The following is a 15,871-nucleotide window of genomic DNA, read 5'->3' as shown; positions in this document are numbered from 1 at the left end:
CCTACTCCGTCAGCAGCCCGTGGACCGTCGCCACGAACGGGTCCCTGAACGACACCCGCCGGGTGCAGACGGCGGCCAGCGCCGTCCCGGTGTCCGGGCAGTAGCCGAGGAACGCCTGCTGCCCGGGGGTCGCCCCGGCGTGGAAGTTCACCGGGCCGTGCGGTGTCGCGTGCTGGAACCACGTCAGCGTGTGGGTGTGGGCGTGGCGCGGGCCCCGGCGCAGCACCGGGTGCCGCATCCCCGCGAGCGCGGTGGCGAGGGAGGCGTCCGGCGGAGGGACGAACGGGGTGACCCCGGCGGCCCCGGTCCCGGCGTACGCGCCGCTCGCCGCGAGGTGCGCCTCCAGGAAGGTGAGCAGGTCGTGCGGGGTGGAGCGGACGGCGCCCGCCCCGGCGAACCCGCCGATGCCGAGCACCGGCGTCGGGCCGCCGCCGCGCCGGTGGCCGACCGCGTCGGCCCCGGGCACGCCCGGGGCGAGCGAGGTGGCGTCCAGGTGCAGGGGGGCGAGCACCTCCCGGTGGACGAGGACGTCCCACGGGGTACGGGTCGCGGCGGCGAGGGTGTGGGCGAGGACCGAGACGGCGAAGTTGGAGTAGTGCCAGCGGGTCCCGGGCGCGTGGCGCGGTCGGGCCCGCAGGAAGGCGCGGACGACCCGGTCGGTGGGGTAGCCGGCGTACGGGGTGGTGGTCCAGCGCGGTACGGCCTGCGGGTAGAAGTCGGCCGGCAGCCCGGGCAGCCCCGAGGTGTGGGTGACCAGATGGCGCAGGGTGATCGCCCGTACGGACGGGTGCACCGGGTGGCCGGGTGCCAGGAGTTCGGCGGCGGGGGCGTCGTACGAGAGCCGGCCGGCGGCGACCAGCCGGGCGAGCAGCAGCCCGGTGAAGGTCTTGGACGCCGAACCGAGCTCGTACCGGAGCCGGTCGCGCGGCCGGTCGACGGGTGGCGGTGCGGTGCCGGTGACGTGCAGGGTGCGCCGGCCGTGGCGGCTGAGCGCGAGCACCAGGTCGGGCGCCGGGCCGATCACCCCGGCCGCCCGGGCCAGCAGCCGCGCGTCGGCACCGGCGTCCCGGTCGGCGGGGGCGGGGAGTCCGGTGGCGCCGGGGCCGGCGGGACCCTCGGGTCCGGTACGGGCGACGGCGGGGCCCGTGCTCACGCGGAGGCCGCCGAGGAGAGGTCCGACAGGGAGCGGGAGACCGCCAGCGCCGAGGCGAACGCGGCCACCAGCGTCGGGTGGTAGACGAGGTCGAACACCGTCTCCGGGTCGCCCTGCGGCATCTCCAGCAGCGCCGGCATCGCACCGTCGGGCTGCTGGGCCGCGGCGAAGCCGTCCCACGCCGCCGCGTCGAGCGTCGGCTCGGGCAGGCAGGCGTCGACGACCAGTAGCTCGCCGAGGAGGTCCCAGCGCTTGAGGTCGAGCCAGTCGTCCAGCCAGACCGGGAGCCAGAGCGCCAGGTAGTCGGCGATCGCGGGCGGGAGGTCCCCGGGGGACTGGCCCCAGTCGGTGAGGTGGAAGACGGTGTGGGTGATGCCGTAGCCGATGTGGCCCTCGACGGTCCACGGCTCCGGACGCCCGGCGAGCCAGGTCCGCCGGAACGCCTCGTCCTCCGGGAGGCTCGCCGCCAGCCCGAAGCGGCGCTCGACCGTGGAGATGCCGAGACGCCGGGTCGGCTGCACCTCCAGCCGGCTCCAGCTGCCCAGCCGGTGGTTGAGGCGGACGGCCGCTTCGAGGCCCTGGTGCCGGTACCCGAGTTCCTTGAACGGCAGGTACACCTCCATCGGCGCCGGGGAGAGCGGCTCCCGGCGCTGGCCCTCCAGCAGGCGGTGGCCGGAGTCCAGCAGCTCGTGCCAGGCGAAGTCGAGGAGGGAGCGGGCGAGGGAGGCCTGCTCCGATCCGGCGACGCCCTCACGGAAGATCACCTTGCTGATGAGGGCCAGCTCGCCGAGGGGCTGGAACCGGTCCAGCAGGCCGACCTCGGGGGAGGGGTCGTCCTCCAGCCGGAACCCGTCCCGGTGGGCGTGCAGCCACTTCAGGGCCTTCGCGCCCACCTCGTGGATCTGCCGGATACCGCTCATGCGGGCTGTTTCCTTCCGGATGTGGTGGTGACGGCGGCAGGGACCGCGTCCGCCGCGGTGGTCTCCTCCAGCCGGCCGACCGTGAGCGACGCGGCGAAGGCGGTCACCAGCGTGGAGTGGTAGCAGGCCAGGAACGGGTACGGCTCCTCGTCACCCGGAACCGCGTCTTCCGGGTGCGCCACCGGAGGGCCGGTCTCCGGGAGGGAACCGCCCGCGTGCTGGACCCGGGCGAGCACCGGCCAGGCCGCCGCGAACAGCTCGACCGGCGGCGGGCCGGGCAGGCCCGCGCCCACCGCGAGCAGTTCGCCGGCGAGGTCCCACTGGTGGCCCTCCAGACAGCCGTCCACCCAAGGCGGCAGCCAGGTCCGCAGATAGGCGTCGAGGTCGGCCGGCATCCGCTCGGGGGCGGTGCTCCAGTCGGTCACGTGGTACGCCGCGTGGGTCAGCGAGTATCCGGAGGAGCGCTCCAGCATCCACGGCTCGCAGAGCCCGCCCAGCCAGGTGCGGCGCAGGACCTCCTCGGCGTCCGCGTGCGGGGCGACGCCCACCCGGCGCTCCGAGTTGATCAGCCCCAGCTGGCGGTTGGCGTGCTGTTCGGTGTGGGCCCAGCCGCGGGTGGTGGCGATCCGCCGGGCGAGGTGCTCGAAGCCCTCGTGGCGGAGTCCGTGACCGGCGAAGGCCGCGTAGATCTCGAACGGGTACGCGGCGAACGGCTCGGAGCGCAGGAGCTCCAGCAGCAGTGCGCCGTGCCTGGTCTGCTCCCACGCGAAGGCGATCAGCCGCCCGGCCGTGGCGTGCGCCGGGTCGTCGGGGGCGATGACCCGCTGGGCGGTGCCGCACAGCTGGGCCAGCTCGCCGAGCGGCTTGAGGGTGTGGTCGACCTTGGTGTGCGGCTCCAGCACGTCCTCGGGCAGGACGAAGCCGGTGAGGTGGTCCTCGGTCCAGGTCAGCGCGCGGTCGCGTACCCCGCGCACCTCGTGCGCGAGGCCGGTGGCCGCGGCGGACACGGCGGACGCGGCGGGCCGGTGCGCCGCCGCGTTTTCGTGTCCTGCCGCGTCCCCGTGTCCCGCCGCGTTCCGGCCGCCGGGGTGGTCCGCCGTCACCTGCCGCGCTCCTCGATCATCAGCCGGGCCGCGCGGACGTTCAGGGCCACCCGGGGGTCCTGCCCTCCCATCAGCTCGACGAAGTCGAGCCCCCGGCCGAGACCGAGCGTCGGCGGCTCCCCGCCCAGGGCCGCCAGCCAGCGGCCGGTGCCCGAGGCCTGGAGCCAGTCGCGGCGGCGCACGGCGCGGACGAACCCGCGCGCGAGGTCGGTCACCCGGCCCCGGGCGATCCGCGCGACGGAGGACGCCGCCGCCGGGACGGCGAGCGGCGCGAGGAGGGAGACCTGGTGCGACAACGTCTGCCACGGCGCGTCGTCCAGGCCGGCCAGGCCCGGTTCGTCCAGTGCGGGTACGCCGGCCGTCAGAGGTCCAGTGGTGGAGGGGGCCACCCGGTGCAGGGTGGAGAGCATCGCCCAGTGGCTCCAGGCGGTGGAGGGGGAGGCGTCGGGGCGGGGCGGGAAGTCCCGTACCGCGCGGTGGAAGACCGCCACGTCACCGGGGTGCGGGTTCTGTCCGTACAGCACGCTCGGCAGCAGCAGGTCGGCTCCGATGACCCGTACGGCGGCGATGCCTGTTCTGTCGTCCTCGTGGATTCCGGCCGCGCCGCACACCGTGGCGAGGTGGCCCCCGCTCCTAAGAGCGAGGACCACCTCGTTCGCCAGGTCGTGCACCGCGTCCGAGAGCCGGGACGAAGCGCTTGACTGGTTCATCGGTGAAGGGTCAGCCCTTCTTCGGCCGCGGGGTGGGCGGCGAAAGAAGGAGGAACGAGCCGCCACCGAGGAGCGCCAGGTACGCGCACTCGCGCGAGTCCCGGTGCAGGCCCTCGACCTCGCCCGGGTTGAGCGCGGCCTCCAGGTCCTTGTCCAGGTCGGTCGTCGTGGTGGGGGTGATTTCGGTGTGCATGAGCGTTCCCGTTCTGTTCTGTGGAAAAGCCGGGGGTTGTGTACTTGCGTACAGATCGAGTGAAAACCAGATAAGCGAACCGCGCAAACCGGACATGCTGTTTTCTCGTGGTGCGGAATTCAATTGAATGCTCAATTCACTCCGCGACCCGTGAATGCGCCCCCGGTGCGCCCCCTGTCGACCCATTGCCCGCCGGGATTTCCGCCGCTGATCCGGCCTGCGGTCCTCCGGCGCACGGAGGTGCGGATGCCGGGAAATGCGCCCCCCGGCCGTGTGAACGGGCGGTGCGCGCCCGCGCGTCCCCAACGGCTGGTCTCCGTCGGGGTGCCCTCGCACCATGCGCGGACCAAGGGCTCACCAAGGAGTCCAAGAACGCATCAACACTGGTCCTGAGCCGGTGCGATTCGCATTCGGCGGGTGTGCACTGGAGAAGGAAGCACTCGGAGCGGCTTGTCCTGCGGACAAGAGGAGCAAGTATGAGTGAGATCGCGGTGAACACGGTCCACGAGGCCTATGCCTTCGCCTGCATGCGATGCGGACACGGCTGGGAACAGGCCTACGAAATAGAGCACCACGTCGACGGGGCCGGACACACCTTCGTGGTCTACAAGGCCGACGGGGAGCGGGTCCCCTCTCCTCTCTCGACACCTACCTGCACGAACTGCGGCGGCCACGTGGTCCGCATCATGCGCTCGGGGCGGGTCTCCCTCGTACAGCAGCTGCTGCAGGGCACCCCGCGGCAGAAGCCCGCCGCCCTGGCCGGGGCCGCCACCACCGGCATACCCGCCGGCCCGGACGACGACGAGCGGGTGGCGGCGGTCGCCGTACCGGCGGGTGCCGGAGCCGCCCGCCACTGGCACCTGACGGACCTGTTCCACCCCTTCCAGCGCCGCTGACCCCAGCTCCCGACGGCAGAGCGCCCGCCCGTGTCCCCGGACCCCGGGCGGGCGCCCCCGTGTCCGGCGCTCCTCGTACGATCAAGGGCATGAGCCGCACCGAAGCGCCGCCGCTGCCCGAACCCCTGCGTGTTCCGGTCGCCGATTCGCACACCCACCTGGACATGCAGGACGGCACCGTCGAGGAGGCCCTCGCACGGGCCGCCGCCGTCAACGTCACCACCGTCGTCCAGGTGGGCTGCGACCTCGCCGGCTCCCGCTGGGCCGCCGAGACGGCCGCCGCCCACCCCCAGGTGCACGCCTCGGTCGCCCTCCACCCCAACGAGGCCCCGCGCATCGTGCACGGCGACCCCGACGGGCACACCCGCGAAGGGGTACGCGCGCCGGGCGGCCGGGCCGCGCTGGACGAAGCGCTCGCGGAGATCGACGCGCTCGCCGCCCTCGCCCACGTACGCGGCGTCGGCGAGACCGGCCTCGACCACTTCCGCACCGGGCCCGAGGGCCGTGCCGCCCAGGAGGAGTCCTTCCGGGCGCACATCGAGATCGCCAAGCGGCACGGCAAGGCCCTGGTCATCCACGACCGCGACGCCCACGCCGACGTGCTGCGGGTCCTCGCCGAGGTGGGCGCCCCGGACCGCACGGTCTTCCACTGCTACTCCGGCGACGCCGAGATGGCCCGGATCTGCGCGCGGGCCGGCTACTTCATGTCCTTCGCCGGCAACGTCACCTTCAAGAACGCCCAGTCGCTGCGGGACGCCCTCGCCGTCGCCCCCGCCGAACTGGTGCTGGTCGAGACCGACGCCCCCTTCCTCACCCCGGCTCCGTACCGGGGCCGCCCCAACGCCCCCTACCTCATCCCCGTCACACTGCGGGCGATGGCCGAGGTCAAGGGCGTCGACGAGGACACCCTCGCCGCGACCGTCGACGCGAACACGGCGCGGGCTTTCGACTACTGAGCGTAGGAAGGATCTGCGTACGCAGTCGCGTACGCAATCGCCCGTACGCTTAGTGGGTGAGCAGCACAGAGTCCGACGCCCTCCTGGGCCCCGCAGACATCCGCGAACTGGCGGCGGCGCTGGGCGTACGCCCGACCAAGCAGCGCGGCCAGAACTTCGTCATCGACGCCAACACGGTCCGCAGGATCGTGCGCACCGCCGAGGTGCGGCCCGACGACGTCGTCGTCGAGGTCGGGCCGGGGCTCGGTTCGCTGACCCTGGCACTGCTGGAGGCGGCCGACCGGGTCGTGGCCGTGGAGATCGACGACGTACTCGCCGCCGCGCTGCCCGCCACCGTCGCCGCCCGGATGCCCGGCCGCGCCGAGCGCTTCGCCCTCGTCCACTCCGACGCGATGCTGGTCACCGAGCTGCCGGGCCCCGCGCCCACCGCGCTCGTCGCCAACCTCCCGTACAACGTCGCCGTGCCCGTGCTGCTCACCATGCTGGAGCGCTTCCCGAGCATCGAGCGGACGCTCGTCATGGTCCAGTCCGAGGTCGCCGACCGGCTCGCCGCCCGCCCCGGCAACAAGGTCTACGGCGTGCCGTCCGTGAAGGCCAACTGGTACGCCGACGTGAAGCGCGCCGGGGCCATCGGCCGCAAGGTCTTCTGGCCCGCCCCCAACGTCGACTCCGGGCTCGTCTCGCTGGTCAGGCGGGAGAAGCCGGTCGCCACCACCGCGAGCCGCACCGAGGTCTTCGCCGTCGTCGACGCCGCCTTCGCCCAGCGCCGCAAGACGCTGCGTGCCGCGCTCTCCGGCTGGGCGGGCTCCGCGCCCGCCGCCGAAGCCGCGCTGGTCGCCGCCGGAATCTCTCCGCAGGCCCGGGGCGAGGCGCTCACGGTCGAGGAGTTCGCCGCCATCGCCGAGAACAAGCCGGAGCTCCCCGTATGACCGACAGCGTCACCGCGACCGAGAGCCCGAGCACGGCCGCAAGCGTCACCGTCCGCGTACCGGCCAAGGTCAACGTCCAGCTCGCGGTGGGCGCGGCCCGACCCGACGGCTTCCACGACCTGGCCAACGTCTTCCTCGGGGTCGGCCTGTACGACGAGGTCACCGCGACCCCCGCCGAGGGGCTGACGATCACCTGCTCCGGCCCGGACGCCGCCCAGGTGCCGCTGGACCGCAGCAACCTCGCCGCCCGTGCCGCCCTCGCGCTGGCCGGGCGGTACGGCATCGAGCCCGCCGTCCACCTCCACATCGCCAAGGACATCCCCGTCGCCGGCGGCATGGCCGGAGGCAGCGCCGACGGCGCCGCCGCCCTCCTCGCCTGCGACGCGCTCTGGTCCACCGGCGCCTCCCGCGAAGAACTGCTGGAGATCTGCGCCGAGCTCGGCAGCGACGTCCCCTTCAACCTGATCGGCGGCGCCGCGCTGGGCACCGGGCGCGGTGAACTCCTCACCCCGCTGAAGACCGGCGGCACCTTCCACTGGGTCTTCGCCGTCGCGGAGGGCGGACTCTCCACCCCGGTCGTGTTCGGCGAGTTCGACCGGCTCACCGCCGGTACGGACGTCCCCGAGCCCACCGCGGCCCCGGCCCTGCTCGACGCCCTGGCCTCCGGCGACCCGGTCGCCCTGGCGAAGACCCTGAGCAACGACCTCCAGGCCGCGGCGCTCTCGCTGCGCCCCTCGCTCGCCGCGACCCTGGCCGCCGGTACGGACGCCGGAGCCCTCGCCGCACTGGTCTCCGGCTCCGGCCCGACCACCGCGTTCCTCGTCCCCGACGAGGCCACCGCCCACCGGGTCGCCGCCGCCCTCACCGCGTCCGGCACCTGCCGCACGGCCCGGGTCGCGGTCTCCCCGGCGCCGGGGGCGACGGTGGTCTGAGCAGCCCGCCCGCTTGCGGGCAGGCGCGCCGCCGGGGGCGAGGTGCGACCCGGTGCGTGCGTGCCCGGTCAAGATCCGCCGGACACGCACGCCCTAAACCCGAGGCTCGGTCACCGTGAGCTTCGTTGGGTTGCGGGCGGTCCACATGCCGGTCGCTCCCCACAGGGGCCGCAGGATGTAGCGGGTGTTACCCCGAACGTCCGTCACGATGCCCTCTCTGCCGGTGACTTCGTCGCGCACCCTGTCGCCCACCCACGGCTTTCCGTCCTTCATGAGTCGGCCTCCGTGCCGAGCTCACTCCAGACCTGCTTGCCCCAGCGGTACAGCTCAGTGCCCCAGCGGTCCGACAACGCGTCCACCAGGAGAAGGCCGCGGCCCTGAACCTGATCGCCGTTGGAGTCCGTTCGCAGGAGCGGGATGCTCGTCGAGCGATCCACCACCCCCAGCACGACGGTCGTGAGGGTGGGGCGCGTGACGAGGACGCGCATCGAGGTGAGCCGGGCGTGCTGTACCGCGTTGGACACCAGCTCGGAGAGGATCAGCGTCCCGTCGTCGATCGATTCCGGCCCCACCCCCCACGCGGTCAGCGCAGTACGGACGAGTCCGCGTGCGGTGGGTGCGCTCCGTGGTTCACGGGGGAGCGTCACGGAGTACCCGGGATGCCCGGTCGGGCGCGGCGTGGTGATCACAGTCATCAGGACCTCGGTGGGTGCGTGAACTGCTTGCGGTAGGGCCGCCGGGCTCCGGCGGCCCTACCCAGTCAAGGGCGGTTGCCCTGTCGGCAGAAGGAAATATCGGGCCGGACATGGTTGCGGCGACCGGAAACTTCGCTGTTCCCCGCTCACCGAAAGGGAGACGGTCACTACCGTGGGTGTGTGAAAGGGAACGAGCGCCTCAAAGGCTTCATGGGTGAGTACGGACTCACGCAGGCCGGCTTGGCCGACGCCGTGAACGCCCGACTCCTGCACAGCGGCTGTGAGGGTACGGTCAGCGACCGGACCATCCGCAACTGGCTCAGCGCGAAGACGAGTTGGCCACACAGCCGCCAGCGGGAGGCGTTGGAGGCCGTATTCGCCACCACTGCCGAAGCGTTGGGGTTCCGCCCGCCGCTCCCACGACTGTCTTCCGACGACGAACCGGAGCCGCCTGTGAGGCGCAGAGACTTCCTCGCCGCCACCAGCGGTGCAGCCGCAGCCGTTGCCGTCCCCCACGTGGGGTCCGCTTGCCGGGTCGGTGCTTCCGACGTCCTGCGGCTCCGCTCCGGCCTGGATGCGCTGATGGCCTTGGACGACCACCGGGGAGGCCACGAGAGCTTGAAACTGACCGCGTTGGCGGGAGCGCGTGAGGCGCTGGAGAAACAGAAACGCGGAGCTACTCAGCGGATCCGGCGCCGGCTCTTCTCGGTGGCCGCCGACTACACCGCAACCGCCGCTTGGAGTGCTCTGGACGCCCGTCGAACCGATGCGGCTCAGCACCTTCTGGGTCGCGCGTTGTACCTCGCGGGCATGGGACAGGACCCCATGGCGGAGATCAGGGTCTGGAACTCCTACGCCATGCTGGCCCACCAACGCCGGGAATACAGGGAGGCGGTGGATTCGGGACTGGCGGCGCAGGCCACGGCCATGACCAAGCGGGACCCGCTCTTCGCTTCGCTGGCTCATGCGAGGACTGCGCTGGGGCATTCGACCCTCGGCGACCGCCAGGCAGCCCTGCGCTCCCTGGGATGCGCCGAAGAAGCCTTACGGAGGTCGGAACCCGGGCTTCCTCGGCCGAGCTGGATGGACTTCTACGGGCCCTCCGAACTCGCCGCCATCACCGCCATCGTCCGTGACCGGCTCGGTGATCCGGCAGCCGCCGAGGCGGCTTCCCATCGTGCGCTGGCCGGAATCCCCCGGCAATTCCGCAGAAATCGCGCACTGGCCACCACTAGGCTCGCACTCGCGCAGCTGCATCAGCGGGACATCGACCAGGCATGCGCCACGGCCGCCACGGCCTTCGCCCTGATGTCGGGCCATCCCATCCCCGGGCGGCTGAGGTCGCTGCTCGGTGACTACCACCGGGACTTGATCACGCTTGCGCCGGACGCGAGCGTCGCAAGAGAGTGGGCGGATCGCTACCGATCCGAATGGAGCCGACTGTGACCGTCGCTGAACCGGAACTCCGGCACTTCTGCCACCCCGACCTGCCCAGCATCAGGCAGACGCTCATCGACGTGCACGCCGAGGCGCAAGGAGACGCACGCGACGACGAGTTCAACCAGAAGTTCCCCTGGTTCGTCGACCACTGGGGCGGTAATCCCCACTTCACCTGCGTGATCGCGTACGACGGTGAGGAGGCGGTGGGCTTCGCGTACGGGGCTCCGGCGCTGGACGGACGGGAATGGTGGCGGGAGCACGTCCAGCCGGCACCCGGGAAGAGCAGGACGTTCGCGTACTCCGAGCTGGCGGTCGGTACGAAGTGGCGCAAGAAGGGGGTGGCGGAACTGCTGTCCCGCGCGCTTCTCGACCGTCGTGACGAGGACCTCGCGGTCCTCCTGGTCGACGTCGAGCACCCGCGCGTACAGGCCCTCTACGAATCCTGGGGCTTCCGGAAGGTGGGTCAACGCCGCCCGTTCGCGGACTCTCCGGTCTACGCCGTGATGCTGGCCGAACTGCCGCTCCCGGCCTGACGGGGAGCGCGGAAGGGGACGGGCCCCGGCCGGTACCGGGCAGACCGTGGCCCGAGAGGGCTGCCCACCGCGGATTCCGTGCGCCCGCCCGCCTGCGGGCAGCCATCGTGCCGGGCGGAGCCTCCGTCCGGCGGACGGTCTCAGCGGAAGAGCGTGATGACGCCGAGTGTCGCGCAGACGACGCCCGCCACGAACTGGATGGTTCCCAGCGCTTTGAGCATCCCGGGAGGCACGGTCCTCGGGTTCCGGCCGGCCGCTTGCCGACTGTAGAGCTCGATGATCGTGTCGGTGCGGAGGAGGACGAAGAGCCCGACTCCCGTGAAGACCAGACCCACGAAGGTGAGAAGGACTTTCGCGCCGACGGGTGTCGGAGGGGATTCGGCCAGGGCCTGTACGACGTGCATGGGGGTCACTGCCCTTCCTGGGGTGATGGACAGGATCAGCCGGTCCGCAGGCTCGACTTCGCCAGCTCGTACGCGGGGAGCATCTGCTCGTGTTCCTCGGTGTCCAGGCCGCCGAGGTGGACGACGACCGGGCCCTTCGCGGTGGGGACGAGGAAGGCGTGTTCCTTCTTCGTCTCGTCCAGGGCCTCGACGGTCACCGTGTAGGCGGCCTCGACCCCGGCGACCGTGCCGGCCTCGATGTCCGTGTAGGTGACGTCGGTGGCGTCCCCCTCGGCCGTCACGAAGGCCGTGAGCTGCTCGCGCGGGGACGCGGAGGACTTCTCGCCCTGCCAGACCCGCAGATAGCCGATGTTCCCGGCGGGCTTCGCGTCGATCTCGCAGACCATGGTCATCGGACCCTGCTCGGCCAGGGCGGCGAGTTCGGGGACGGCGGTCACGTCGACGGCCTCGGGCGTCCACTCGGCGGCCAGGTCGAAGGTGACCGGCAGCTCGCAGGCGGACCCGGCGGCGCCGATGCTGGCGCCCTTGGCGGCGGGTTCCGCGGAGGGCTCGGTGTCCGTCCCGGACGAGGTGGGGGAGGCGGAGACCGCCGCGGCCTTGCCGCCGTCTTCCGTGTGCTCCGTACCGCAGCCGGACAGGGCGCAGACCGCCACCGCCGCCAGTACCACCGGGACCCCGCGCCGTGCCGCCGTGCCTGCCATGACGTTCCCACCCCTGAGACGCTCCGGTCCGGGGAGCCGCCCCGGAAGATCGCCGCACGCTACCGCATCCGCGCGGCGACTACCCTGGGAAGTCGATCCATCCCCTGGGCAGGAGTGAAATGGCCGTCAATCTGGTCAATGTCGAGCAGGTCAGCAAGGTGTACGGCACCCGTGCGCTGCTCGACGGTGTGTCTCTCGGCGTCTCGGAGGGAGACCGGATCGGTGTCGTCGGCCGCAACGGCGACGGCAAGACGACCCTCATCCGGATGCTCGCCCGGCTGGAGGAGGCGGACTCCGGACGCGTCACCCACCTCGGCGGGCTGCGTGCGGGCGTCCTCACCCAGCACGACTCCCTGGACCCGAAGGCGACGATCCGGCACGAGGTCATCGGTGACCTCGCCGATCACGAGTGGGCGGGCAGCGCCAAGATCCGTGACGTGCTGACCGGGCTCTTCGGCGGTCTCGCGCTGCCGGGCTTCGAGCACGGCCTGGACACCGTCATCGCCCCGCTCTCCGGTGGTGAGCGCCGGCGCATCGCGCTCGCCAAGCTGCTCATCGCGGACCAGGACCTGATCGTCCTCGACGAGCCCACCAACCACCTCGACGTCGAGGGCATCTCCTGGCTCGCCGGACACCTGCGGGCCCGCCGCTCCGCGCTCGTCTGCGTGACCCACGACCGGTGGTTCCTCGACCAGGTCTGCACCCGCATGTGGGACGTGCAGCGCGGCACCGTCCACGAGTACGAGGGCGGTTACAGCGACTACGTCTTCGCCCGCGCCGAGCGTGAGCGGATCGCCGCGACCGAGGAGTCCAAGCGGCAGAACCTCATGCGCAAGGAGCTGGCCTGGCTGCGGCGCGGCGCCCCCGCGCGTACCTCCAAGCCGCGCTACCGCATCGAGGCGGCCAACGAGCTGATCGCCGACGTGCCGCCGCCGCGCGACACCAGTGAGCTGATGAAGTTCGCCAACGCGCGCCTCGGCAAGACCGTCTTCGACCTGGAGGACGTGACCGTCCAGGCAGGTCCCAAGACGCTGCTGGAGCACCTCACCTGGCAGCTCGGCCCCGGGGACCGCGTCGGTCTCGTCGGCGTGAACGGCGCGGGCAAGACCTCGCTGCTGCGCGCGCTCGCCGAGGCGTGCCGCAGCCAGGGCGACGTCCAGCCGGCCGGCGGGAAGATCATCGTCGGCAAGACGGTCCGGCTCGCCTACCTCTCCCAGGAGGTGCACGAGCTCAAGCCCACCCTCCGGGTGCTGGAGGCCGTGCAGCAGGTCCGGGACCGGGTGGACCTCGGCAAGGGCCGTGAGATGACGGCGGGGCAGCTGTGCGAGCAGTTCGGCTTCACCAAGGAGAAGCAGTGGACGCCGGTGGGCGACCTCTCCGGTGGTGAGCGGCGACGGCTCCAGATCCTGCGCCTGCTGATGGACGAGCCGAACGTCCTCTTCCTCGACGAGCCCACCAACGACCTGGACATCGAGACCCTCACGCAGCTGGAGGACCTCCTCGACGGCTGGCCGGGCTCCATGATCGTGATCTCCCACGACCGGTTCTTCATCGAGCGCACCACCGACAAGGTGATGGCGCTGCTCGGAGACCGGGCGCTGCGGATGCTGCCGCGGGGCATCGACGAGTACATCGAGCGCCGGCAGCGGATGGAGGAGACGGCCACCCCGTCCGCCGCCCCCGCCGCGGCCAAGGAGTCGGCCGCGCCGGTCAACGCTCTCTCGGCGCAGGAATCGCGCGCCGCGAAGAAGGAGTTGCAGAAGGTCGAGCGTCAGCTCGGCAAGCTCTCGGACCGGGAGACCAAGCTGCACGCCCAGATCGCGGAGAACGCCACCGACTTCGGCAAGGTCGCCAAGCTCGATGCCGAGCTCCGCGAACTGGTCACCGAGCGTGACGAGTTGGAGATGCGCTGGTTGGAGCTGGCCGAGGAGGCGTAGGCGCTACGGGCGGACCCCGGACCCGGTTGCATGCCGGGTCCGGGGTCCGCCCGTTTCCGTACGGGGTCATTCGGGCAAAGCGGTTGATTACGGTGGTCGGGGTGCTTTTGCCGGGTAACTCGGCTTCCCGCGCTCACGGTTGACGGTGTGTCGGGAGGGGGCGGGGGCCCTGGTTTCCAGGGGTGCGTAACGGCGGCATCACGGCCCGGTTCTCCCTTGGGCACAGGGGGTGGACCGAACCGGTGCGCGTGGTGGTGCGGGTGGTACAAAGAAGCCCCGCCAGACTGTCGCGACGCCGCGGTAGCCATGCCCGTTCCGCTCCATTCCGGGGAGTTCCGGAGGTACGTCGCACGACGTCTCCGGTCCCCGCGGGATAGCGGGGGAGGCCGGAACGGGCACCGGACCGCACGAAGGGGGACGTGGCTATGACGCAGCCGCCCAGCCAGCAACCGCCGCAGGGAGGCTCGGGGACTCCGCAGGAGCCGCCGTCCGGGCCGCCCCGGCAACCGGCGACGCCGCCGCCCCCGCCCCCGGCGGCCCCGCCCGCGCCTCCCGCGCAGCCCCCGGCACCGGGTGCCCCGGCGTACGGCTACCCGGCCGCGCCCGGCCCGTACGGCCAGCAGCCCCCGGCCGCCGGAACCCCTGGCTACGGCTACCCGCAGGCCCCCGGCCCGTACGGGCAGCCGCAGCCGGGCCCGTACGGGCAGCCGCAGCCCGGGCCGTACGGCCAGCAGCCCCCCGGTCCGTACGGTCAGCCCCAGCCGGGCCCGTACGGGCAGCAGGCGCCGGGTCCGTACGGTCAGCCGCAGCCCGGTCCGTACGGGCAGCAGCCCTCCGGCCCGTACGGGCAGCCGGGTTACCCGGGTCACCCCGCGCCGCCCGTGGCTCCTTCCCCCTCCTCCGGGCGCGGGTTCTTCCGCGGCCGGACCGGAGTGATCGTGGCGGCGGCCGTCGCGGTGGTGGTCGTGGCGGCCGTCGGCGTGGGCTTCGCCGTCAGCGGGGACGACCCCGGCGGGAAGCCGGTCGCCCAGGGGAGTTCGGACGGGAAGGACAGCACCGGCCCCACCGCCGCGCCTTCGGGCGACGGGGACGACGGGGGCCGCGACACCGACGACGACCTGAACGCGGGCCGCAAGGACGGCGAAGCGAAGATCCTCTGGGCGAAGGACAACGACCTGAAGCTGCCGCGCGACGGCGCCACGGTCCAGGGCCCCTGGGCCGTCGGCGACACTCTGGTCACGGCCGCGTACCGGAACGTCTTGGGGTACTCGCTGGACACCGGCGAAGAGAAGTGGACCCTGAAGTTCGACACCGATATCTGTGCCGCGCCCGCGAACGCCACGGACGACGGCAAGATCGTCATCGGGCTGAAGGACGGTACCGGCGACGGGGCGGACTGCGTGCTGGTCCAGCAGATCGACCTCACCACCGGCAAGACGGGGTGGAAGAAGACGATCAAGCAGAACGGCATCTGGGACCTGCTCTCCGAGGTCGGTCTCGCGATCAGCGGTGACACCGTCACGGTCGGCCGGTCCGGCGGCACCGACGCGTTCCGGGTCAGCGACGGCAAGGAGCTGTTCGGTTCGCCCGCCGGCAAGTGCCGGCCGACCGCCTTCGCGGGCGGCTCGAAGCTCATAGCTGCCGTCAACTGCACCGTCGACGACCCGGAGAACCCGCAGCAGCAGATCCAGCAGATCGACCCGGTCACCGGCAAGCCGCGTTGGACCTACGAGCTCAAGCGCGGCTGGGAGGTCGACCGGGTGTACTCGGTCGACCCGCTCGTCGTCTCGCTGGTCGAGGAAAAGAAGAAGTCGTGGGGAATCCTCGCGCTGAAGGACGACGGTTCGAACCGTTCCCAGCTGCAGGGTGCGGCCGGGGACAAGTTCGCCCCGAAGTGCGGAAGTTCGCTGCACATCTTCGCCAAGTCCCTGGACGACTGCACCGGTGTCGTGGTGAACGCCGACACCGTCTACATGGCGACCGAGGCGGCCGGCACCACGGACCGCACCAACAAGGTGGTCGCCTTCGACCTCGACACCGGTAAACCCAAGTGGAGTTCGGCCTCCCCGGCCGGCCGGGTCATGGAGCCGGTCCGGATGGACGGTGCCAACCTCGTCGTCCACTTCGAGGTGTCCTGGGACAAGGGCGGGGCCATCGCCTCCATCGCGCCGACCGGTGGCGCCCCGAAGGTCCTGCTCCAGCATCCTGAGTCCACGACGAACACCGAGCAAATGATCTACAACGGCAAGTTCCTCTGGCTGGAAGGGCGTTCGATCATCGTCGCCGGCCGGCTCAGCGACTCCAGCAGCAAGGGCGACGATCGCGAGACCGCGGTGATCGCCTTCGGCGAGTGATACCGCCGCTCCCGG

16 protein-coding genes are annotated in these 15,871 nt (G+C 72.1%); 8 read left to right on the top strand and 8 right to left on the bottom strand.

The features are described from left to right. Position 1: 1 nt before the first annotated feature. From ACFWEP_RS01305 to ACFWEP_RS01285, 5 genes are read right to left on the bottom strand one after another with little or no spacing between them, the layout of a single operon-like run. On the bottom strand, positions 2-1,153 hold the full coding sequence (locus tag ACFWEP_RS01305) for a serine hydrolase domain-containing protein (protein ID WP_387363631.1): 1,152 nt from the start codon (positions 1,151-1,153) through the stop codon (positions 2-4). Beyond that, positions 1,150-2,073 (bottom strand): DUF6895 family protein, encoded by a 924-nt coding sequence (locus tag ACFWEP_RS01300; protein WP_387363628.1) that lies wholly within the window; start codon positions 2,071-2,073, stop codon positions 1,150-1,152. Before ACFWEP_RS01300 ends, ACFWEP_RS01305 begins: the two co-directional genes overlap by 4 nt. Beyond that, on the bottom strand, positions 2,070-3,176 hold the full coding sequence (locus ACFWEP_RS01295; protein ID WP_387363625.1) for a DUF6895 family protein: 1,107 nt from the start codon (positions 3,174-3,176) through the stop codon (positions 2,070-2,072). Before ACFWEP_RS01295 ends, ACFWEP_RS01300 begins: the two co-directional genes overlap by 4 nt. After that, positions 3,173-3,886 (bottom strand): hypothetical protein, encoded by a 714-nt coding sequence (locus ACFWEP_RS01290; RefSeq protein WP_387363622.1) that lies wholly within the window; start codon positions 3,884-3,886, stop codon positions 3,173-3,175. Before ACFWEP_RS01290 ends, ACFWEP_RS01295 begins: the two co-directional genes overlap by 4 nt. A 10-nt stretch (positions 3,887-3,896) precedes the next feature. Then, positions 3,897-4,079, bottom strand: a complete 183-nt coding sequence (locus ACFWEP_RS01285) for a hypothetical protein (protein ID WP_328719957.1) — start codon at positions 4,077-4,079, stop codon at positions 3,897-3,899. A 476-nt stretch (positions 4,080-4,555) separates the two neighbouring features. On the opposite strand from ACFWEP_RS01285, the gene ACFWEP_RS01280 reads away from it, so the two are divergent. The 4 genes from ACFWEP_RS01280 to ACFWEP_RS01265 all read left to right on the top strand — a co-directional run bounded on the left by ACFWEP_RS01280 (position 4,556) and on the right by ACFWEP_RS01265 (position 7,792). Next, positions 4,556-4,975: a hypothetical protein gene (locus ACFWEP_RS01280; protein WP_387363619.1), complete on the top strand. Its 420-nt coding sequence runs from the start codon at positions 4,556-4,558 to the stop codon at positions 4,973-4,975. 89 nt (positions 4,976-5,064) lie between these two features. After that, positions 5,065-5,931, top strand: a complete 867-nt coding sequence (locus ACFWEP_RS01275) for a TatD family hydrolase (RefSeq protein WP_387363616.1) — start codon at positions 5,065-5,067, stop codon at positions 5,929-5,931. Positions 5,932-5,987: 56 nt separating this feature from the next. Beyond that, positions 5,988-6,860, top strand: coding sequence for a 16S rRNA (adenine(1518)-N(6)/adenine(1519)-N(6))-dimethyltransferase RsmA (gene rsmA / locus ACFWEP_RS01270; protein ID WP_387363613.1), 873 nt, complete (start codon positions 5,988-5,990; stop codon positions 6,858-6,860). Further along, entirely contained in the window at positions 6,857-7,792 is a 936-nt protein-coding gene (locus tag ACFWEP_RS01265; protein ID WP_387363610.1) for a 4-(cytidine 5'-diphospho)-2-C-methyl-D-erythritol kinase, read from the top strand. The genes rsmA and ACFWEP_RS01265 overlap by 4 nt, the downstream gene beginning before the upstream one ends. Positions 7,793-8,061: 269 nt before the next feature. On the opposite strand, the gene ACFWEP_RS01260 is transcribed toward ACFWEP_RS01265, so the two are convergent. Beyond that, positions 8,062-8,487, bottom strand: a complete 426-nt coding sequence (locus tag ACFWEP_RS01260) for an ATP-binding protein (RefSeq protein ID WP_387363607.1) — start codon at positions 8,485-8,487, stop codon at positions 8,062-8,064. 180 nt (positions 8,488-8,667) lie between these two features. On the opposite strand from ACFWEP_RS01260, the gene ACFWEP_RS01255 reads away from it, so the two are divergent. Together ACFWEP_RS01255 and ACFWEP_RS01250 are read left to right on the top strand one after the other, a co-directional pair. After that, complete coding sequence (locus tag ACFWEP_RS01255; protein ID WP_387363604.1) at positions 8,668-9,933, top strand: XRE family transcriptional regulator; 1,266 nt, start codon at positions 8,668-8,670, stop codon at positions 9,931-9,933. Continuing rightward, a complete protein-coding gene (locus ACFWEP_RS01250) occupies positions 9,918-10,460 on the top strand; it encodes a GNAT family N-acetyltransferase (protein WP_387363601.1) in 543 nt (180 codons plus the stop codon). Before ACFWEP_RS01255 ends, ACFWEP_RS01250 begins: the two co-directional genes overlap by 16 nt. Before the next feature lie 140 nt (positions 10,461-10,600). Here ACFWEP_RS01250 and ACFWEP_RS01245 read toward each other — a convergent pair whose 3' ends face one another. Both ACFWEP_RS01245 and ACFWEP_RS01240 read right to left on the bottom strand, forming a co-directional pair. Further along, complete coding sequence (locus tag ACFWEP_RS01245; RefSeq protein ID WP_387363598.1) at positions 10,601-10,873, bottom strand: hypothetical protein; 273 nt, start codon at positions 10,871-10,873, stop codon at positions 10,601-10,603. 26 nt (positions 10,874-10,899) lie between these two features. Next, positions 10,900-11,565 (bottom strand): lipoprotein, encoded by a 666-nt coding sequence (locus tag ACFWEP_RS01240; RefSeq protein WP_387363595.1) that lies wholly within the window; start codon positions 11,563-11,565, stop codon positions 10,900-10,902. 119 nt (positions 11,566-11,684) lie between these two features. Here ACFWEP_RS01240 and ACFWEP_RS01235 point away from each other — a divergent pair, with 119 nt between their 5' ends. Together ACFWEP_RS01235 and ACFWEP_RS01230 are read left to right on the top strand one after the other, a co-directional pair. Further along, the gene (locus tag ACFWEP_RS01235) at positions 11,685-13,502 is read left to right on the top strand and encodes an ABC-F family ATP-binding cassette domain-containing protein (RefSeq protein ID WP_387363592.1); all 1,818 of its coding nucleotides are present in this window, start codon (positions 11,685-11,687) and stop codon (positions 13,500-13,502) included. 425 nt (positions 13,503-13,927) lie between these two features. Continuing rightward, on the top strand, positions 13,928-15,856 hold the full coding sequence (locus ACFWEP_RS01230; protein WP_387363589.1) for a PQQ-binding-like beta-propeller repeat protein: 1,929 nt from the start codon (positions 13,928-13,930) through the stop codon (positions 15,854-15,856). Positions 15,857-15,871: the final 15 nt, after the last annotated feature.

Source organism: Streptomyces sp. NPDC060198 (genome assembly GCF_042728415.1).
In the GTDB taxonomy this organism is placed as follows: domain Bacteria; phylum Actinomycetota; class Actinomycetes; order Streptomycetales; family Streptomycetaceae; genus Streptomyces.
This window is presented reverse-complemented; position numbering and strand designations above follow the sequence as displayed.